Source organism: uncultured Microbulbifer sp. (assembly GCF_947498635.1).
GTDB classification, from domain to species: Bacteria; Pseudomonadota; Gammaproteobacteria; order Pseudomonadales; family Cellvibrionaceae; genus Microbulbifer; species Microbulbifer echini.
The window spans coordinates 1-21,507 of sequence record NZ_CANMKV010000035.1 but is presented as its reverse complement, the minus strand read 5'-3'; the positions used below and the strand labels follow the sequence as shown (position 1 = coordinate 21,507).

Here is a 21,507-nt window from a genome sequence, read left to right as displayed (position 1 = left end):
CTATACTTTCAAAAAATTGAAGACTTGGGTTAGCCCTCACAGCCATTAAATCAGTAAAGGAAGAAGCGTCATGCGGATCATCTCTTTAGCCACTGTTGTGCTTATGTTTAGCTTACAGACCATAGCCCAAGAAGACCTAAAGTCGACATACAGTCATCTTGTCGATAAACAGGGAAACATCACTTTGCCCATGGATTATCGCAGAAACTGGACATTTCTCGGCTCCTACCAAGTAAAGTCTTCAAACGGTAAAGGCTGGGATACACACAATGTTTACACTCAACCCGAAGCGGTTAATGCCTATCGTAAAAATGGGAAGTTCCCGGATGGCTCAGTACTGGTGAAAGACGTCAATAATACCAAATCAGAACCCCTAACTACTGGACTGGCTTATTACTCTTCAGCACTTCAGTTTACATTTATGATGGTAAAAAATAGCAAGGGACGATTCCCTGATAACGAATCTTGGGCCGAAGGTTGGGGATGGGCTTTATTTAAACCTGGAATCGCACAGAGTGAAACAAAATCCTGGAAAGGAAGTGGCCTCAACAACTGTTTCGGGTGCCATTTACCCGTAAAAAATAATGACTGGGTATATACACAAGGCTATCAGCAGGTTCTACAAGATTAACATCCAAAATTCAGTTCAAACGATTAATTTTGCTCAAGGTAAAAGTCAGGCGTTTCTACAACATCGCAGAAGCGCCACTTTACAGTACTCGCACCCTGCACTCCCAATATCCCAATATCCCAATATCCCTATAGATATTTATCTTCTTACTTGCCTATGGCGCTGGGAATCTCTTTCCTCAAGGTGTAAACGATTGGATCACAGAATTCATACTATCTTATATTTCCCAACAATTCGTCGCAAGCCGCTGGCCATGCACCTTATTTTCCTGCAACTTTAACTTCTATTAGGAAATGCATTTCAGATATTGCAACTGAGCTTTCATCACTAGAAAACTGTAATATGTTCAACAGCGCTAATAAGAAAGTCAGGACCTTTTCCCCTCAAAGTTCCGACAGGGGTTTATCTCATCCTCCGAGTCTAACAATTCTTAACTCTCAACAAGCAATAAACAATCTCTAATAGCTAGGGAAAGCAGTTCGACACAGGAAAGTTCCACGATATGGATATCATCAAACCCAAGAAGCACCCTTTTTTCAAGCATCCTGTCATTATTGGCGCAACTGCGCTTTCTTTTGTGGCAATCGCAAGCACTCTTTTACTCCTACCTGAAGGCGCCCACAAGGTGGATCGCGAACAACTGATGCTGGGTACTGTCCAGCGTGGGGATTTACAGGTAGTGGTGGATGGCTACGGCATATTGCGCTCAGATAAACAGACATTGATTACCGCCCTGACCGCAGCCAATGTACAAAAAATCGTATTGCGTCCCGGTGCCGAAGTGCAAAGAGACAGCATCATTATGCAACTCAGTAACCCAGAGCTAATGCGCGAACTGGATGCCGCCGAAACTTCCCTTGAACAGGAAGCGGCCAATCTTCGCCGGCTTATACTCAACAACCAGCGGGATGTCCTCGCTGAAGAGGCTATACTCGCTGAGCTGAACGCCAACTATCAGGTGATTAAGCTGCGCCGCGAAGCCGAAGACAAGCTGGTGAAAAGTGGAGTGGTTTCCCAGCTCACCTACCAAACTACCGTTTTACGCCAAGAGCAGATGAAGAAACGCGTGGACCTGCAAAAACAGCGTATCAATCACCTGCACAAGGTTGCCGTCGAATCGGAGTTAATCCAGCGCGAGCAAATCAATCAAGCTCAAACCCAACTGCAAAGCATCCAGCAACGCGCAGACCGCCTGACAGTACGCGCCGGTCTGGACGGCATACTACAACGGCTACCCGTGGAGCTGGGGCAAGGTGTCGGCCCCGGCCAGGAGCTGGCGCTGATCGGCAGCGAGACAGATCTACTCGCCCTGGTTCAAGTACCACAATCCAAAGCAGAGCAACTGGCAGTTGGCCAGCCCGCTGAAATTGATACCCGCCGAGAAAAAGTTGAGGGCGTGGTAACCCGTATTACCCCTGAAGTTCGGGACGGCAATATCGAAGTGGAAATTGCCTTCAACGCTGGCGCCCCGGAGTCCGCCAGGCCACAGCTCAACGTCGATGCCCGGATCTTCACTGCCACCATGGAAGATACGCTGTTCGTCGAGAGGCCTATCAATGTACAGAGGCACAGTGAGACAACCCTCTTCCTGATCAACAAAAACGGGGAAGAAGCGGCACTACAATCGATAAACTTTGGCGAGGAGTCAGGCCGATATATCCAGATCACCCAAGGCGTCAATGAAGCAGACCGTATCATCCTATCCGATATGGCCAATTTTAATGAAGCTGAGCATATCCAGATTATTGACTAAAGCCTGAAACCCAAAGCGAGAACAGGGAGTTCGCTATGTCCAAGCCAATCCTTCATATGGCCGGGATCACTAAGGTGTTCAGCACCGAAGAAATGGAAACTCACGCCCTGCGGGGCGTTGACCTGAGTATTTACTCGGGGGAATTTGTTTCTATCTGCGGCCCCTCGGGTTGCGGTAAATCCACACTGCTCTCGATTCTCGGCCTGCTGGACCTCCCCACCAGCGGCAGCTATCAGATTGAAGGCACTGAAGTCGCTCAATTGACGCTCAGTGAGGCGGCAACAATTCGTAACGAGAAAGTAGGCTTTATCTTCCAGTCCTTTAACCTGATTGACGAACTCTCTGTCTACGACAATATCGCCCTGCCCCTGCGCTATCGGCGCAATTCAATTCCCAAGTCTGAAGCCGACAAAAAAGTGAAACACTGCCTGGAGAAGGTGGGGATGAGTCACCGGGCCTCTCACAAACCTAATCAGTTATCGGGTGGCCAACAGCAGCGAATCGCCATAGCCCGGGCGCTAGTTGGCAATCCGTCCCTGCTGCTGGTGGACGAGCCCACCGGCAACCTGGATTCCCACAATGGCGATGCCGTAATGGAAATGCTACGGCAGCTCAACAGTGAAGGGACTACTCTGTGCATGGTGACCCATGACCCCCGCTATGCGGACATGGCCGGCCGCCAATTGCATCTGTTGGATGGACAAATCTCAGCGCCGCAGCCCATAAAAGAGCCACATGAGATGGCCCTATGATCACCACAAAGGACCTGTCCATTGCCCTCCAGTCCCTCAACCGGGCACGGAGCTATGCCACCACTATTATTCTGACCCTGGGTATCACCCTCGGCGCCCTGGTAACGCTATTTAATCTCAACTACCAACTGCTAGCCGCGCCCCTACCCTACCCGGACGAAGATCGGCTGTATGTCGTGAATGGTAATCTCTACCAGAACAAGCAGCTGCGATTGGAAAACAACAGCCAATACCCCGCCCTGGTTGAAATCTATAAGAACGACAGTTTCTTCGAGTCCAGCGCCCTGGTGTACTTCTGGGAAGATGTGGTTCGCAATTTATCCGGATCACCACGGGTGAATGTTTCCTATGTCTCTCCAGAATATCTCCAGCTGGCTGGAGCACCCCTGGCCCTGGGCAGACAATTCAATACCGATGAAGGGCTCGACAGCCGGGTTCCCGTGGCGGTTATCAGCTATCAAACCTGGGAGCAGATGTTCCGGCGCAACCCAAATGTCTTGGAGCAAAGCCTGCAATTTGGGGAGGTGGACTTTCGCATTGTCGGCGTCACGGCCAAAGACTTCATTGAACCCCAAATCTATAAGCAGGGCCGACAAACGGCGGTCTGGCTGCCCTGGGACTTTAACGATACACAAATAGAGCGCAGAAATAATTGGAGAGGCTTTTTGCCTTTCCGCATGCTCACAGGAAAGCTGAAGCCGGGCATTGACCCCGCCAGCGCGGGGCATGAATTGAGCACATTAATGGATGCCCAATATCAAGCTGCACTAGCGGGAAGATCCTCTTCGGTAGAAAGGTCCGTTGAATACCGGCTCACCCCCTTCGCCAATAAAATTCTTGCCGACAGCACCACGCGAACCCTAATGGTAATGGGGGGTACACTGGTGCTCCTGTTAATTGCCTGCGCCAATGTCACCAACCTGATTCTATCTCGCGCAGCCAAACAACAACGCACTATGGCGATACAGGTTGCGCTGGGCGCACACAAAAAACATATCTTTTTCGCCCTGCTGTGCGAAATCGGCCTACTCATGTTGGGGGCGGCATTACTTTCCCTACTTTTGGCCCTGGGATCGACGGAAGTAGTCAAGATGATGGCGGCGGAACAAATTCCTCGTATTCAAGAACTTACCTTAAACTGGCAGACACTGGTTTTCGCGCTGTTGTGTGCCTTACTTCTCGCCCTATTCTTCTCAGCCATCGTCAGTCGCCAGATTAATTACCGCGCACTGAATCAAATGTTGCAGAGCAGCGGCAAAGGTTCCGGCGTACAGATTTCGCCTCTCATCCGTAAGGTACTCATCAGCAGTCAAGTAGCGATGACCAGCTTACTTATCGTCGCCAGTTTGCAAATTTTCCTGCAAGCCAATCGTCTGATTAACCAGCCATTTGGCTTCCCTTTGGACAGCGTTCAAGTGATGACTCTGAATATCGGCAATCTTAGGGGCGCCCCCACTGCGGAGCGCGAGGGCTATCTGAAGGCCATCAGGCAGAGATTACTGGAGCACCCCAAAGTACAAAATGCCAGCTTGAGCTTGAACACCCCTATCTCTATCAGCCGGCCACTCTGGACCACATCCCTAAGTCATGATGCCAGCCGGCAAAGCCCGGTGATGGCCAAGACCACGGTAGTCGACGAAAACTACCTTTCCATCTTACGTATGCCGCTAGTGGCAGGTCGGCACATCAATGCGGCTGAGTTTTCCGATAACAATCGCATGATACTCGTCAACGAAACCTTGGCCCAGCAACTAGAACCCAGCGGCGAAGTATTAGGCAAGCGCTTCTATTGGCGCGGTGATAGGCCCTACCAAGTGGTCGGTGTAGTGCGCAACGCAAGCCTGCCCGGCAAAAAGGAACCCGCCCGCTTATTTGTGCGCGGTATCAATGTGAGCTATCCCCTACTCGTACTAAAACACAAGCCTCACCAACCACTCAGCACCACAGAGATAAATCAGGAATTTGCACAGGTAAACAGGCAGTACAAAGTTTCCGAGCTATTCTCCCTGGAGCAGGCACGAGACCTACTTCTCAGCAATGACCGGGTTTCAGTTTGGGTGACCACCGCCCTAACAATAATCGCACTCAGCCTCGCTGCCATCGGTATCTTTGGGGTGATCAGTTACAGTGTACAACTGCGGCGTACTGAGCTTGGCGTGCGCTTGGCAATCGGCGCCCGCCCCGCGACGATTTTCTACCACACCCTAATCGATAGCCTGATTCCCGTAGTTATCGGTATCGCCTTAGCGACTCTGGTAGTGGTCCCACTGGCGCTATGGCTTGAGCAAAGCGAGTTCAGCATTGAAACCAGCCTCTTGGGATGGCTGCTGCCGCCACTACTTATTATCGGCCTAACCGCCTCGGTTACCCTGCTTTCTGTATGGAAGATAATCAACAAGCCCGCGGTTTACGCCCTGCGAGGAACAGGATAAATACTTTCCATCTGATAGCCGCTGCTTGAGGTTGCGCGCTTGTCGTGCAATCTTTACCACAAATACAACAATAAGAAATGGAACAGCTAATGCAACCTCAGCAGTGGTTATCAAACGGAAAGATTTTTGAGTATCAAGGCCACCAACTCTTCTATATCGATAGCAACCCAGGCTGCCGACATAAACCAGTACTGCTTTTGATTCACGGTTTTCCAACGAGTAGTTATGACTGGCAAAAAGTGTGGCCCCAACTTGTAGAGCACTTTCGCTGTATCTCCATGGATATGCTGGGCTTTGGTTATTCCGATAAACCCAAACAGCATAACTACAGCATTCATGGACAAGCTGACTTACACGAAGCCCTTCTGCAACACTTAAACGTCAATGGAACACACCTCTTAGCCCACGACTATGGCGATACTGTTGCTCAGGAATTGCTCGCTAGAGCCAATAGCAGTGGCGCGATAGAGTATCTCTCTGTTTGCCTACTGAATGGAGGCCTGTTTCCAGAAGCTCACCAAGCCCGCCTCGTACAAAAGCTTCTGCACTCTCCTCTTGGCTCCCTGGTCAATAAGTTGATGAGCTATCGACAATTCTGCCGCAGTTTCAGAGCCATTTTCGGACCGGATACACAACCCTCCGAGAAAGATCTACGAGAACTATGGCAAATACTCCAATACAAGGAAGGCAACCAACTTCTTTATAAACTAATCACCTACATGCGTGATAGACGCCAAAATCGACAACGCTGGGTAGAAGCCCTGAACCAATACCCTGGTCCTCTACAACTGATCAATGGTTCATTGGATCCGGTATCAGGGAAGCATATGGTGGAACGATTTCGCCAATTAATAGATAGATCGACAGATATAGTAGAACTGGCACAGATAGGGCATTATCCGCAATGGGAAGCACCTAACAATGTAGCAAATGCATATCTAAGGTTCGTGGGTGTAAACCCGATGAATTTCCTTTTACACTCCTGAATACCCAATCGATATTCTTATGGAGCTTGCGCACAATCCGATAGAGACCCACAATCCACCGGTTTTGCAAATACAGAGTACCTCTAAAACAGTTTGTTGTACTTCATAGCACTGACTAATAAGAATGTAGGGGATAAAAAGGAGGAGTGAATGAGTAGTCGACCATTTATCTCACTGACAAAAAATCATCAACGCTTGCTGCGAGCCCGGTTTCCAGAGTTACTTGCGTTGATAGTAGATGGATATGCCAAAGGGTTCCATCGATTAGCGGTCTCAGTTTTTGATCACTGGCTGTCCGTCGTTAGCGGGTAGGATCATATAGCCGCCAACTTATGATAAAGAAAGCTGCAACCATTGTTAGAGTGTCCATACTTTAACCAGGAACAACCGCGGCCTCAGTTCCGACTAGCACTCCACAGTAACGTATTATAATGTTCATCATTGCCGCCCTCCCGATTAGCTCCCTACAAGATGAATTTTTTAATATTAAGATAAAATAAAAATATACAGCAACCATAAGAGCTAACCCTTCCATTTAGACTGCTTTCACCATAGGCAACATAAAATACTAGCCAGTAAGCCAAGCATGAACACCTAACGGTCTTTTGCCTACAAATCATGATGTAAGCTATCTTTTCTTTGCCAGTACGGGGTAAAATGTAGAACTGCCACTTTAATTTATTACAACCTCAACATTAAACTTATATTAAAAAATCTATATATAATTTTAATAGACCCAACCGAAAGATGTAACTTGTACGAAACGGACCGACACTTTTTAGAAAAATATCTACTGAATAGAAATAACAGTAATTTTTGGAACTATTAGAGTATTCTATCAGTCCACGGGGAACTTCAATTAAGCCACCAAATGAAAGCCATAAAGGGGGATGCAACATTAAACTTACGATCAGCCCCAAGAAACGGTCAAAACATAAACAATAGGATACGATATGATTAATCGAAGGCTGTTTATTAAATTAAACTCTCTTTTAATTGGCAGCTCTCTACTTGGGAGAAGAGCAATGGCTAGGCAGAATTTCACCTCCAACTCCCTTTACATGCCTGACGAAAGCGGCCTACATAAGCGCACATGGATGGCTTTTGTTGCCAATGACTATATTTGGTCACACAAGCAAATTCCAGAAGTTAAGAGAAACCTGGCATTAATTGCCAATACGATTGCCCAGTATGAACCAGTATCCATATTGGTAAGCAAAGACGATCTTCCTAAAGCGCAACAATTACTGAATATTGGCAATTCAAACTTTGAAATCGCGCTACACCTACTTGAAATCGATGACTTATGGCTACGTGATACGGCCCCCACTTTTGTAAAATCCATCAATGGGAAAAAAATTGCTATAGATTTCAATTTCAATGGCTGGGGTAACAAACAGGAACACTCTCTCGACAAACATATCGCCAGATATATCGCCAATAAATCTGGAGCAACCCTAGAGAAAGCCAATATTGTACTAGAGGGCGGTTGTTTTGAGGTTGATGGTAATGGTACAGCTATTATGACCGAGAGCTGCATTCTTAATAGGAATCGCAATCCAGGATGGTCAAAAAAAGATATCGAAGAAGAACTTAACAAATTACTCGGACTACGTAAAATCATTTGGCTTAAAGGTAGAAAAGGCATGGATATAACAGATGGTCATACCGATTTTTATGCCCGCTTTGTGAAGCCAGGTGAAGTTATCGCCAGCAGAGACAATTACCGCCTTTCCTATGATTATGAAGTAACACGAGAAAACATTGACATCTTAAGTAACAGTGTCGATGCGGATGGAAAGCCATTAAATCTTCGTATTATAGACACACCTGAAATCGTTAACGAAAGTTTTGACTCTAAAGATTTTGCCGCAGGTTACATAGGCTACTACGCCTGCAACGGTGCAATTATTGCACAAAAATTTGGCGACCAAAAAGCAGACAATAGAGCCAAAGCTGCTTTGCAAAGTGCCTACCCAGACCGCAAGATAGAACAGATCACCATTGACGGAGTCGCCTCAGGGGGTGGCAGTATCCACTGCTCTACACAACAAGAAATTATCGTTTAAAAATCGACAACAAATATACCTTATAAATTACTTTGGCGCCTGGCTGCCCATTATGACGGCATGAAGCCTCCTCCAATCCAAGAGTATGCAAGTAACTCATGAGTGGTCCCAGGAGGCTCCCCTTGAGCACAACTGATAACGGAAGCACCGTTTAAATGGGCAACACACTCTCACCTGTAAAGACAATTGACCATACACTAATATCCAATACTTTCGCAGATTACTTCTAATAACGTTAGAGACCCGTACAGCTATTTATCAAGAAAAGGGAAAATAAATTTGCATACTCACATACGACTTTTGATATCACCCAGAATCCATTCCAGCGGTCTATCTATACCTTTCTTATAGCTTTGCCAATCCTGTTTAATCAGAACATCCGGCTGTACACCCTCTGTATAGGTTTCCTGGAACCTGTAGTTGCGCTTGGAGTAGGTTATGACCCAGTCGGAGTTAGGCAAAGAGAACTGATCCATATCCTGATAGCCAACAGGATTCCCTCCGGTAGGCTCTCCCACTAACTTGGCATTCAATATTTGGCGATATTGGGCTGCATTACTCATCGATGCGGAAAAAGTCCTACCACCAATCAACGTATAAACGCCGTGATCCCAATCAATACTATCTACAAGAACCAGCTTCCAAGCCAGAGTTAAACCAACAAAGAAGTCTCCACCGCCATTATCCCTAAAATCAACAATCAAATTTTTGATAGCATTTTTCTTCAAATATTTTTCTACATCAGTCCCAAAGCGCTCCATATCTGAAAAACTGGGATACCTTTTGAAGTAAATGTAAGCTGTTTGCCTTCTCTCATCTGCGGACATCCATAGATAGGATGACTCTATGATCGATTTTGACTTGAAGAGAGTAGTCTTGGGGAAGAGTTTGTGGGTAATTTTAGAGGAGTATGCCTCCATTGGCACAGAAGACACCGAGACGACTTCCTCTTGACCTGAGTCACTTGCAAATAAATAGGCTGCTCGCTTAGTACTCGTTGTAATACCTGCACCCTCAAGGATTTATGCAACGTTTATTTGGAAAGCAAGCTTTCTTTTTAACGAATGTTCATTCTCAACCCCCTGCACTATAGGAGTGAGTCTAGTAACGACAGCACCTGCGGGAGTACCATCAATAGCAGTTAATTTATAACCTAGTAGGTGCCGATAGGGTTCACTTGTAGCAACAAGACGAAGATCACCATCAAACTCTGAAAATTGGAAAGGATAAATATCTATACTCTGGTTCCAAAAAGCGAGCTGAGTATGTCCATCCCCAACCAACCGACTAACCCTCATCATTTCAACCAGCAACTGATTTTCAGAAAGACTCGGCAATCTGGATTTAAGCTGTGCCAGTTTCTCTGCAAACTCAACCTTAGAAACTGTGTGATAGAGATTGATATGACTCTTTTCCAGCTCTTGGTGGAAGTAATCGATATCCTCTACCCAATCGTTTGTTTTCGTGACTGCTGACACGAAAGTGGTCTGCACCAAACACACGCCAAGAAAAAACCAACGCGATAGACTAAGCGGTATAACACTTCTATCCTGATATCTTTCAACCAAATCTGAATCAGTAATCACCCAGTCCACCCTACTTTTTTATTATTCCCAGAAGACTTCGTATACTCTACACACGAGCAACAAAATAGATTAATCATCCACCTCTTCCATTACAACCACCCAGTGTGTAGAAAATATTTTAAATAGTAAGAAATAAAAAAACACATTCAACACCTCGTATAACATTCACTTGCTTTTAACTCACCTATCTATATATTCAAAGAGACAAAACCTCTGAATAACCCAGTGATATCTCTGAGGGCCATTCTGAGGGCCATAAAGCCCGCCGGCCATCAACGCTCGCCACGAATGGCCATAACCTACAACAGCGCAGGTGCACTTTTAAAGGTCCGGTCGAGCTTCAGAGACATCATCGAATATTCGGGGTTGTACAATCTGAGCCTACCAGTAATCGCTAGTAGCCTTCAAGCAGGGAGCTGACATATGGAATTCACCTATAATAACGCCGCATTACGTGAGAATCTCATTGGCTGTCCAGCCACTCATGCCGAGGCATTTAAAACCACTGCAGCATCTCTCCGGTGTGTCATTATGGTGCGAGCGACAGGGCCAACTTGCACTCAGTTACTTGAACAAGGCTATGACACCAAGGGCTTTCGAATTCATGGGAAATCCTGTGACTGGGGTCCAATGGCCGGTTTCGTATTACGTGATCCGCGTTTGAATAAATATGGTATGCGGAAGGCAAAATATAATTGTCATGAACACCACGAAGCTCTTACCGATGCAAACTCGGGCGCTGGCTGGGCCGCATCTACAACACCTTTACGCTTGCATGAAGAAAGGGTCAATTGGCTAGCTCACAATAATAAAATAAACATCATAAGAAAGACTGAGGATCGTTACGAAGGAGTGGCCAGACACCCCAGCGGCATTACTCTTCATTACTCGCTAATTAAGGTCGATACACATTTAGGGAAAATGTGGGGGATATATGTTGACAAAGAAAAAAGCAAGCAATCTGGTTTTATCCAGGAACGTGGGAATATCGTCGTTCCATATGACACTAAATACAAAGACCTGTACGAACCGCTGCTGGCGATGACCAACCCTATCGAACATCGGCAGTTCCGAGAGGAGCATCCTCTTAACGCCATTACTGGCGACTATGATTTATTTGCCATTTGGCCATATAAGCAAGGCGCAAACAGATATAACAAGTATGGGAATGATCGCCGTATGCTTGGTACTACCCAAGCCTGGTCCCAGCGTCGTCGTATCGCAAGCCAACTCGAGAGATATTTTACCACTCAAGGGCAAGGTACCAAGCTCGGTAATATGACCAACCGGATCTATGAAGTGGGTCAGACTGTCAACTCTGTTATCGCAAATATTCGTATCCCGCGTAATAGAGGCAGTCAGTGGGGGCCCTTCCCCAAAAGAAATGTGCTATGGCACAGTGATGAAGCTGCGCGCCCCTTTGTAAATGATGTTGATTTGCCTCTTATCGCGTTTACTCCTGCACGCAATGAAGTGGTTATTCAAACTTTACAGGGGTTCAAAGAATTTATAGATCTCTGTATAAAATCCGGTATCAAAGTCACACTAGCCGAGGGTTGGGCAATGAACCCCTCCACTGAAAAGCCCAATCGTCTGGGGCAAGGGTACAACAATCTAGTACCCAGTGACTGGCGCGGCGGGCAGTGGATTGTTCCTCCTTGGTACAATGCTTAGCCGGCAATGGCTTTTAAACAACACGGCCACTTTATTTACCTTTAAAAAGTGGCCGCCAATCTCCGCACTGAAGTATATAAGGTAACGTGACTTTCCAGTAAGAAGCCTGAAGCCTCCTCCAACATGACTTCATAAAATGTGCATTTTTCCTATCAATTTCCAGGAAAAATACCTTGAAGCAACTCAGTTTACTTATGAAATCACACGGAGGATAATAATGTTCAATTAACTATATGTACGTACCCTAGCGAAGGAATCCACATGATCTACTCAACCACCGAAACTATACCAGGAAACGAAATCCTGGAGATTCTAGAGGTTGTTACAGGCAATGTTGTGCAATCCAAGCACATCGGTCGCGATGTTATGGCGGGCTTAAAAAGTATTGTTGGTGGAGAGATACGTGGCTATACCGAAATGCTGACCGATGCCAGGAATACTGCCCTACAACGACTTGGTGATAATGCCCATCAGGCCGGTGCAGATGCCGTGGTAGGTGTTCGCTTCACTACAAGCGCTATTATGGAAGGGTCTTGTGAGATTATGGCTTTTGGGACGGCGGTTAAATTAAAGAAATTACGAATATAGGGAATCTCTGAGTAACTCCGAGCCAACTTGGTAGTATTCAGCCATCTGTCAAGACTACGATGAATCGTGCACCAAGTCATCTTTGCCAAAGCAGAGTATAAATTAAAGTGCCGTATAACTCGTCGAAAGAAATTTCCTTCTCGAATGGATGCCCTCATTCCATAGCAACGACTAGAAATTCCAAAAGGGCCTTGCCATCTACAAGCATGGCCGACAGCCGAATCCATTGAGGGTCAGCACTGTACCTGCGAAGCTGAATTAAGGCGGACCGAAAAAATAAGGGCAAAGGTTAGGCCTTTGTAAAATAAATCATCCAAGGAAGTATTTATGTATCGAATAGCACTGTACATTTTTTCTACCCTACTAGCTTGCGCTGTAAACGCCCATTCGCCTGATGATAAGAAAAGCATAGAAAGGGCTATGCTCGACTATATCGAGTCCCAACACCAAGTTAAGCCCAATTTAATGCGTAGGGGTTTAGATAAAAAATTAGCCAAAAGGACCTTTTGGAAAGCTAAGGATGGTTCGGAGTTCATAATGGAGACAGACTATGAAACTATGATTTGGATCGCCGAAAACTACAATAAGGATGACGACAAGTTTCCACCCTCCCCCAAAATAGATATAGATATACTTGATATTGATAACCGAGCTGCATCCGTAAAATTATCTGTAGATGAGTGGATTGACTATGCGCACTTATATAAAAATGATAAAAACGAGTGGAAGATTATTAACGTTCTTTGGCAGTACCATGATACCAAAAGGCATGTAAGCAAGAAATAAACTGGGGCGATGCGGACCGTAAAGCCCTGAATAATATCCACTTCGAGAGCTCACCTACAATAAGATTGAGATGTAACCAGCTGGAGTGAAGTCGAAGACTATGGGCTTTTCCCTGTCAAAATTCTCGAACTTATCATCACCGATACACTAGCCGCGGATAACAAGGTTGTGGTCGACAAGTTCCTAAATTTTAATTGTTAACCCTATTTATATCCTTAATTGAAGTAGATACCCCTAGTGCCAGACTCTAAACACTTGGCGTAATATGAAAGCTTGAGACAACTCTCAAGACCGTCTAAATTATCCGCCGCTTCAAACGATCAATAAGGAAATATCCATGCCCCCTCACCGCTTGCCGCGCTGGATTGCGGTCATTCTTCTCTGTCTTTTCATTGCAGCCTGCGTACCAGAGAAGTCGGAAATGGCGGGTACTGATGGCCTTACAAGCAATGCTACTGAGACAGCGAAGACCGGCCCTCGAAGCAACGATGAAAAGAAAGCAGAGGAAGTTTCCCCAACAGATAGAGATAAGATCAAAACCGCTACATCAAGGGTCGCTTCTGTAAGCCATACAAGCGAGCCAGCGTATGAATCGGAAGAGGCGCTTGCACCAGCTGCAATGACCGAAAACAAAAGCAAGCCTGTTACCCAGGGATCAACAGATCGCCCTCTCAAGGTTCTCCACATCGCAGAGCGGATGCTCAAGGATACACGGGCCATTGCCGTTATCTTTTCCGAGCCGTTGCTTGGTAATGCCCATTTTGGCTCCTACCTGACCCTCTCCCGCGAAGATGGCAAGGATGTCGATGGTGGCTGGGTATTGTCAGATAACCAGAAGATCCTGTACTTCCCCAATATCGAGCCAAATACACGCTACAAAGTCTCGATACGTGCCGGTCTGCCCAGCGAGGACGGACTTGAGCTTCAGGAGCTGCAGCAAGAGCTAATTCGCACCCGTCGCATTGAACCGAGCATCAGCTTTTCCAGTAACGGCAGTATATTTCCTGTCACAGTAACTCCCGGCTTACCCGTGACTGCAGTCAGCATTGAAGCTGTACAGATCCATTTTCACCGGGTCAAACCTGAGCACTATTCCGACTTCTTCAGCTTGATCAAAAATCAGTCCCTAAAGTACTACTACCAGTTACAGGCGCTCAATGGAGTGGCTGATTTGGTTTATAGCGCGCACTTTGATCTCACTAAAGAGAAGTATGTTCAGCAGGATTTTGACCTTTCTATCGGCCATATTGCGCCTCTCAAACAGCCCGGCATCTATGTGGCCGTGATGCAGCCGGCTGGTGTGTACAACACCGACCTTTACGATGTCACTCACTTCTCGATAACCAACCTAGGCCTACACGCGCGCCACTACCCGGACAGCGTTGACCTCTATGTTTCGTCCCTGGACGAGGGGGGGGCGTTGGAAGGTATTGAGGTGGCGCTGCTGGATAATAAAGGGAAGCTGATTAAGCAACATACGACCTCAGAGGATGGACATGTCCGCTTTGTGCTCGCACAGCAACAGGAAGGCGTCCATCGCTTTTTTGTTGCACGCGACCCGAATACCGGCCATTTCTCCATGCTGGATCTGCGTGAACCAGCGCTGGACCTGTCGGACTTTAAACTGGGCCAACGCCCTTCCAGGCCGATGGAGTTCTTTATGTACGGTCCCCGGGACTTGTACCGTCCCACAGAATCCATACAAGTTAGCGGCCTGCTACGCAATTACGACGGGCGCTATTTAAAAGACCTACCGATCAAAGCGGACTTGATCAAGCCCGATAACACCAGTGCGCGCACTTTTACCTGGCACGCCAGCGCGCCGGGGTATTACGAGAAGCTCATTCCCCTGCCGCAAAATGCACCGACCGGTGACTGGCGTCTGGACGTAGAGCTGGCCGATGGGCGTAAAGTGAATTACCCGTTCAAGGTGGAGGAGTTTCTACCCGAACGGATGAAGCTGGTATTACAGGAGGGTGAAGCGCACAGCCTGGTAAGGGGGCACGATAAGCCCCTGACATTGGAAGTCGAAGGCAGCTACCTGTACGGTGCTCCGGCCGTGAACAACCGCCTGGAAACCCTGGTGCAGGTCCGTCATTACCGCGAACCCTTCCCGCACTGGAAAGGTTATTTGTTTGGGGATACTAAAGAGTCATTGCCAGTACGCCAGTTTAATGCCCCCACCATCGTGCTGGATGACGAGGGGCTGGGGAATTTACCGCTACTTTCACGCTGGAAGCACGCGAAAAACCCGCTGAAGATCAACCTACTCTCCAGTCTGTTTGAGTCCGGAGGCCGCCCTGTAACCCGCCAGCACCCGGTACTGATATGGCCCGAGCATCCGGTGGTCGGCATACGCCCAAATTTCGGCGAAGAAAACCCCGCAGCCAACAGTAAACCGGAATTCGATATTATCGTTGCCGATGCGCAGGGTAAGCTGGTGAGCGGGCGTAATCTAAACGCGGTATTGATCTCCGAGGATCGCCAGTATTTTTGGGAATACTCAGCAAATCAAGGTTGGCACTACGAATATTCCACGGCCGAGTTCGAATCTTTCAGCCGCCAACTGCAATTTAATGAAGAGACTCCCCTGAAACTTACGGTGCCCGTGGAATCAGGCCACTACCGCCTTGAGGTTACCGATACTAAAACCGGAGCCACCAGCAGTCTGCGCTTTCACGCCGGGCGCAACTGGTATTACTGGTGGCGCAAGGATCAGGTAGCTAAGGGCCAGGCGGCTCGACCTGATACTGTGGCGCTATCTCTGGATAAACCCAGTTACACATCCGGTGATCTGGCGCAACTCACGGTAGTGCCGCCGGCAGACGGTGAAGCGTTAGTGTTGGTAGAAAGCGATCAACTGCTCTGGTCCAAACGTGTATCAGTAGATAAATCGGGCACCAAAATTGAAATCCCCATTTCAGCAGACTGGGACAGTCACGATACCTATATTTCCGTAACCGCACTACGACCCGCCGACAAGAACGCGCGTATCGCTCCCAACCGTGCCTTCGGACTCACCCACTTACCACTGGATAGGCAGCCTCGGCGCTTGCCGCTGAGCATGGAAGCACCCGCGCGCGCCCTGCCCGGCTCCGAGGTTCAGATAACCGTAAGTGCGGATAAAGATTCCATCGGCGCGAACGGCGGCACCGCCTGGACCACTTTGGCCGCAGTAGATGTGGGCGTGCTCAATATCATTCGCTTCGAAACGCCGGATCCCTTCGAGGCCTTTTTCGGCCAGCGCCGCTACGGCGTGGATGTGCGCGATATCTACCACCGCATTATCGAATCCAGCAGCGGCAAACTGTTAGAGCAGCGCTTTGGCGGCGATGCAGAACTGGCCCGTGGCGGTGACGAGCCCAATTCCGATGTACAGATCGTCTCACTGTTTTCCGGTCCGGTAGAATTCGATGCGCAAGGCAAAGCAAAAGTTGCTCTTCAGCTGCCGGAATTCAATGGCAGTCTGCGCCTGATGGCCTTGTCTTTCAGTAAAGACGGTTTCGGGAGCGCTGATGCAGAAATGACAGTCGCCTCTCCGCTGGTAACCCAGGCAGCCCTGCCCCGCTTTATGGCTCCCACCGATAGCAGCACACTGGCACTGGATTTGAACAACTTGAGTGGCCGCCCCCAGCAGCTCATCGTGAAAATGCAATCTGTCGGCGCGGTGGAAATGGAAATGGAAATGGGTGAACGGTTATTAGAGCTGGCCGATGGCGAGCGCAAAACCTTACGCTTCCCTATCACCGCGAAAGACGCCACTGGCGATGCGGAATTCCAGCTGGTTGTCCGTGGTGCGGTAGATGAAGACGGCCAGGATATCACCATCGAACGCCAGTGGCGCTTGGGCGTACGTCCAGCCTGGCCGGCAACCACCCGCACACAGCGGCGCATGCTGGCCCGGGGCGAGAATTTCAGCCCCGAAACCAGCGTCTTCGATTCACTGATGCCGGATACAGTACAGACCCTGGTATCCCTGGACAGCCTCCCACAACTGCAGTTGCAGGATCATCTGGCCAATTTACTACAGTACCCCTACGGCTGCCTTGAGCAAACCTCCAGCCGTGTTTACCCTCTGGTAATGGCCACGCCACAGCGACAACAACAACTGGGTATCGAGCCGCTCGATGAAAACGAACGTGCCGATCGCATCAACGCTGGTATTGAACGCATCTTCAGTATGCAAAAAAGCAACGGCAGTTTCGGTCTGTGGAGTCCGGAATCCCCCGAGAACCAGTGGCTCACTGTTTATGTGGCTGACCTGCTACTGCGCGCGCGGGACCAGGGTACTGTGTTCGATACTACACGCCTGGAATCCACTCTAAAGCGCCTGCAAGAATATGCCCGCGAGCGCGGCAATTTCTATCAGCAACGCTACAGCAGTGCGCCCAATTTTTACGCTTACGCCGCGCGTTCCTATGCCGCCTATGTACTGTCCCGCGTACAAAAAATCTCACTCGGCCAATTGCGTAGCCTGTATGAAAACGGCTCCGACCTGACCCAATCTCCCCTGCCGCAACTGCACTTGGCCATTGCACTGCACAACATGGGCGATTCCACTTTGGCCGAGGAGGCACTGCAGAAAGGCCTCGCCATTGAGCGCAAGCGCCGCAGTTATTACGGCGATTATGGCTCCAACCTGCGCGACACAGCGCAGATGATTTCCCTGCTGCTGGAACACAATCTGGCTACCGATAAGGCCGAGGGACTGCTGTTTGAAATGATGGATCTGCTGCGCGAGCGCCAGTACCTAAGTACCCAGGAGCGCAACAGTGTATTTATGGCGGGTGTTCAGTTACAGCTCAATAGCGGCGAGCACTGGTCAGCCTCGCTGAATACTCTGGATGGCTTGCGTGAATTGAGCTACAGCAACCCGTACAACGCCCTCTTCCATGGTCGTGAAGCCGCAGAAGCTATCGAAGTGACCGGACAAACAGAAAAACTCTTCGCCGCCATCACCACTAATGGCTATAGCAAACAAGCCCCCTCTGAGGTGACAGACAAGGGGGTCACAATCAGGCGCAGCTACCACAACCTGGATGGCTCAAGCGTGGTGCCCGCCGAGGTTCGCGAAGGTGAGCTCTATTTGGTGCGCCTGGAAATCAGTGCGAACCAACGTCTGCCAGACCTACTCGCCGTGGACCTGTTACCTGCGGGATTCGAACTGGAGAATCAGAACCTCGCCGACAGCATCAAAGTGGATGAGCTTGAGTTCGACGGTAAGAGTATCGCCCAATGGCTGGACGACCAGGACAATGTACAGCATATGGAGTTTCGGGATGACCGCTTTGTCGCTGCACTGGACCAGTCCAAGTGGAAACCCACCAACCTTTTCTATATTGCCCGCGCGGTAACACCCGGCAGCTATCAGGTGCCGCCGCCCTATGTGGAAGATATGTACAAACCGGAGCGCTTCGCTATCGGTAAAAACCCGCTGGCGCAAATGCGGGTTGTCGGCAAACAGTGAAACTGCCAGCCTTGTTCACAGGCATCTGGAAAAGCAGCAGCCGCAAATTTCGTGTGCTGTTGCTCACGCCTTTCGCCCTGTTAGGCACTCTGCTCATACTGGATGTTATGTTTCCCCCACCACTACCCAAAGAGCAAGGCTTCGCTCGGGTAGTGGTCGACCGCCACGGGAAACCGCTGCGTTTCTTCGCCGATAATCGCGGAATATGGCGCTACCCCATTAGCCAAGATAAAGTATCGCCGCGATTTATCGAGGCGCTGCTCACCTATGAGGATCGCCACTTCTATCAGCACCCCGGCATCAATCCCCTTGCTCTCGTTCGGGCGGCCGGCCAATACCTTCGCAATGGACATGTAGTCTCCGGTGGCTCTACCCTGACCATGCAGGTAGCGCGCCTGCTAGATCCACATCACAGAACTTTAACCGGTAAAACCAAACAAATGTTGCGTGCCCTGCAGCTGGAATGGCATTTCAGCAAGCGGGAAATTCTCGAGCTCTATCTGAACCTGGCGCCCTACGGTGGCAATATAGAAGGCGTGGAGGCCGCCAGCCGTCTCTACCTGCGCAAATCGGCCGCCGACCTTACCCACGCCGAAGCAGCGCTTCTGGCAGTATTGCCTCAGGCGCCAAGTCGCCTGCGTCCAGATCGACACCCACATCGCGCTCAGAAAGCACGGGACAAGGTACTGACCAGGTTGCAGGCCTACGATGTTTGGAGCACAGACGAAGTAGAGCGTGCGCAGCTCGAAAATGTCTACGCCGAACGCTTGGCATTCCCACAGAACACCCCCCACCTTGCGCGCAGGCTAGTAGAAAAAAACGGTGATAGAGAGGTAATTCACACCACCATCGACGGCAATATTCAACGCGGGCTGGAAGATTTTCTGCGCGATCATATGGGCAGCTATCCGCAAAAAACTTCCGCTGCCGTTGTGGTTATGGAAAATTCCGATTTAGCCGTTCGCGCCTATGTGGGTGCCTCCCATTTCGGCGACAGGCTCCGATACGGTTATGTGGATATGGCCAGGGCCGTGCGCTCCCCCGGCTCCACCCTCAAGCCATTTTTGTACGGACTGGCGATTGATGAAAGCCTGATTCACAGCGCCTCACTACTCAGTGACGCACCGCGTCTCTACGGCGATTACCGACCCGAGAATTTCCACCGCGGTTTCTCTGGCCCGGTCAGTGCCACTGCCGCTTTGCAGAGATCCCTCAATGTCCCAGCCGTACAATTATTGGAACACTACGGCCCCGGCCGCCTCGCGGCAACGTTAGAGAATGCCGGCTTATCGCTACAGTTCCCCAGCGGCGGCAAACCCAATCTGGCCATGGTCTTGGGCGGTGTCGGTGCTCGATTAGATCAACTCACCGGAATTTATGCCTCCCTGGCGCGCGGTGGCCAGGCCGCCGCGCCACGCTATCTACCGGAAGAGCCCATACGTGAGAGGCACCTGATGTCCCCAGAAGCGGCTTGGATTACTTTCGAGATGCTCGCCTCCAACCGCAGCGGCTCTCGTCGCTGGCGCAACCTAGTGCGGCAAAACAAGGCAGATGTCGCCTGGAAAACCGGCACCAGCTATGGCTACCGCGACGCCTGGGCCATCGGCGTAACACCAAGCTACGCCGTGGGTATCTGGGTGGGCCGCCCGGATGGCACCCCTCTACCCGGCTACTACGGCTCTATCAGTGCCACGCCATTATTGAACGCGGTCATCGCAGCACTCCCAGGCAACAAGCAGCAACATCTGCCAAAACCCGAGTCAATAACCCGGGAGGTAATCTGCTGGCCGCTCGGTGGCCAGAAAACACGCACTCAGGCGGAACACTGCCACCAACAGCGCAATGCCTGGCTGATCCAAGGTCGCGCCCCCAGAACATTACCGACAAAAGGCGAACCGCTGCGCGCCGCACAAACTTATAGCTTCTTTGCCAACCAACAAGGTTTGCGCGTAAAACCCAGTTGTATGGATGCCAGTGCAAAAAAGCACAGTCTCGCCCTGTGGCCGAAAGAACTGGAAGCCTGGCTACCTCTGGGCCAAACACGCGCTCAAAAAATCCCTCCAACCGCGCCCGAATGCGACAATCCCGCTGCAACCAATGGCGCTCCACTAAAAATTGTCGGCGCCGGCAACGGCAATCAATACCGCCCCGCCGGTGCCAGTGCCCCACTACCGCGTTTGAATCTCAGTGCTATTGGCGGACAGGGAAAACGCTACTGGTTCCTAAATGGTGAACCTAAGGGGGAAACTCTAGGCAATCGAAATCTGGAACTGTTACCGAAAACAGGAAAGCATCAGATTGCCGTGCTGGATGCCAGTGGAAATGTGGATCGGATTGAGATTTTTGTGGGGCCTGATGATTAATTACAGCGTTAAAGAAATGGAGAGTGATAAAACATCCCGAAAAGCCTATGAGCTGAAAAGTTCAGGAAAGCTTGCTGAAGCACTAAAACTCTATTCTAAATTAGCAGCGTCATCAGATGAGCCTCGATATCACATGGCTTACGCTCTGTGTCTTCAAGACATGAGTCACTGGAAGCAATCTATTGAAGTTCTAACAAAAGCAATTGATCTTAATCCTCCGTACTGTTTACCAGATGCTCAACTCTCTCTCGCAGTGGCCTACCTTAAAGTCAATAGTAAAAAGAAAGCGATAAAACTATTAAAAGTTTGTGCAGACAGGCCCCCTGAGTATCCGAGTTATGAGACCCTAGATTCCCATAACAACCGACACACTTGGCAATAGCGAGAGAGGTCAGCTGGCTGTAGGCTAGTAAGCTTCCA

General features: G+C 49.3%; 14 protein-coding genes. 12 read left to right on the top strand and 2 right to left on the bottom strand.

The annotated features are described in order from the left end of the window. Nucleotides 1-70: 70 nt before the first annotated feature. The 6 genes from Q1A69_RS15835 (at nt 71) to Q1A69_RS15810 (ending at nt 8,623) form a co-directional block, all read left to right on the top strand. On the top strand, nt 71-631 hold the full coding sequence (locus Q1A69_RS15835) for a cytochrome P460 family protein (protein WP_299587430.1): 561 nt from the start codon (nt 71-73) through the stop codon (nt 629-631). Nucleotides 632-1,133: 502 nt separating this feature from the next. Further along, nucleotides 1,134-2,384 (top strand): HlyD family efflux transporter periplasmic adaptor subunit, encoded by a 1,251-nt coding sequence (locus Q1A69_RS15830; protein WP_299587429.1) that lies wholly within the window; start codon nt 1,134-1,136, stop codon nt 2,382-2,384. Between the two features lie 35 nt (nt 2,385-2,419). After that, complete coding sequence (locus tag Q1A69_RS15825; RefSeq protein WP_299587426.1) at nt 2,420-3,136, top strand: ABC transporter ATP-binding protein; 717 nt, start codon at nt 2,420-2,422, stop codon at nt 3,134-3,136. Further along, nucleotides 3,133-5,568 carry an ABC transporter permease gene (locus tag Q1A69_RS15820; protein ID WP_299587423.1) on the top strand — a complete coding sequence of 812 codons (2,436 nt, stop codon included), beginning with the start codon at nt 3,133-3,135 and terminating at the stop codon, nt 5,566-5,568. Before Q1A69_RS15825 ends, Q1A69_RS15820 begins: the two co-directional genes overlap by 4 nt. Nucleotides 5,569-5,657: 89 nt before the next feature. Further along, complete coding sequence (locus Q1A69_RS15815) at nt 5,658-6,554, top strand: alpha/beta hydrolase (RefSeq protein ID WP_299587420.1); 897 nt, start codon at nt 5,658-5,660, stop codon at nt 6,552-6,554. Between the two features lie 1,025 nt (nt 6,555-7,579). Then, nucleotides 7,580-8,623: an agmatine/peptidylarginine deiminase gene (locus Q1A69_RS15810; RefSeq protein ID WP_299587418.1), complete on the top strand. Its 1,044-nt coding sequence runs from the start codon at nt 7,580-7,582 to the stop codon at nt 8,621-8,623. 287 nt (nt 8,624-8,910) lie between these two features. Here Q1A69_RS15810 and Q1A69_RS15805 read toward each other — a convergent pair whose 3' ends face one another. Beyond that, entirely contained in the window at nt 8,911-9,450 is a 540-nt protein-coding gene (locus Q1A69_RS15805) for a S41 family peptidase (protein WP_299587415.1), read from the bottom strand. A 195-nt stretch (nt 9,451-9,645) separates the two neighbouring features. Then, nucleotides 9,646-10,209, bottom strand: coding sequence for a hypothetical protein (locus tag Q1A69_RS15800; protein ID WP_299587412.1), 564 nt, complete (start codon nt 10,207-10,209; stop codon nt 9,646-9,648). A 423-nt stretch (nt 10,210-10,632) separates the two neighbouring features. Here Q1A69_RS15800 and Q1A69_RS15795 point away from each other — a divergent pair, with 423 nt between their 5' ends. The 6 genes from Q1A69_RS15795 to Q1A69_RS15770 all read left to right on the top strand — a co-directional run bounded on the left by Q1A69_RS15795 (nt 10,633) and on the right by Q1A69_RS15770 (nt 21,469). After that, nucleotides 10,633-11,883: an anthrax toxin-like adenylyl cyclase domain-containing protein gene (locus tag Q1A69_RS15795; protein ID WP_299587409.1), complete on the top strand. Its 1,251-nt coding sequence runs from the start codon at nt 10,633-10,635 to the stop codon at nt 11,881-11,883. Nucleotides 11,884-12,144: 261 nt separating this feature from the next. Continuing rightward, complete coding sequence (locus Q1A69_RS15790) at nt 12,145-12,471, top strand: heavy metal-binding domain-containing protein (protein ID WP_299587407.1); 327 nt, start codon at nt 12,145-12,147, stop codon at nt 12,469-12,471. Nucleotides 12,472-12,798: 327 nt separating this feature from the next. After that, nucleotides 12,799-13,257, top strand: coding sequence for a nuclear transport factor 2 family protein (locus Q1A69_RS15785; protein ID WP_299587405.1), 459 nt, complete (start codon nt 12,799-12,801; stop codon nt 13,255-13,257). A gap of 337 nt (nt 13,258-13,594) precedes the next feature. After that, nucleotides 13,595-18,724 (top strand): alpha-2-macroglobulin, encoded by a 5,130-nt coding sequence (locus Q1A69_RS15780; RefSeq protein WP_299587403.1) that lies wholly within the window; start codon nt 13,595-13,597, stop codon nt 18,722-18,724. Then, nucleotides 18,721-21,087: a penicillin-binding protein 1C gene (gene pbpC / locus Q1A69_RS15775; RefSeq protein ID WP_299587401.1), complete on the top strand. Its 2,367-nt coding sequence runs from the start codon at nt 18,721-18,723 to the stop codon at nt 21,085-21,087. The genes Q1A69_RS15780 and pbpC overlap by 4 nt, the downstream gene beginning before the upstream one ends. Beyond that, nucleotides 21,080-21,469: a hypothetical protein gene (locus Q1A69_RS15770; protein WP_299587398.1), complete on the top strand. Its 390-nt coding sequence runs from the start codon at nt 21,080-21,082 to the stop codon at nt 21,467-21,469. The genes pbpC and Q1A69_RS15770 overlap by 8 nt, the downstream gene beginning before the upstream one ends. The last annotated feature ends 38 nt before the right edge of the window (nt 21,470-21,507 follow it).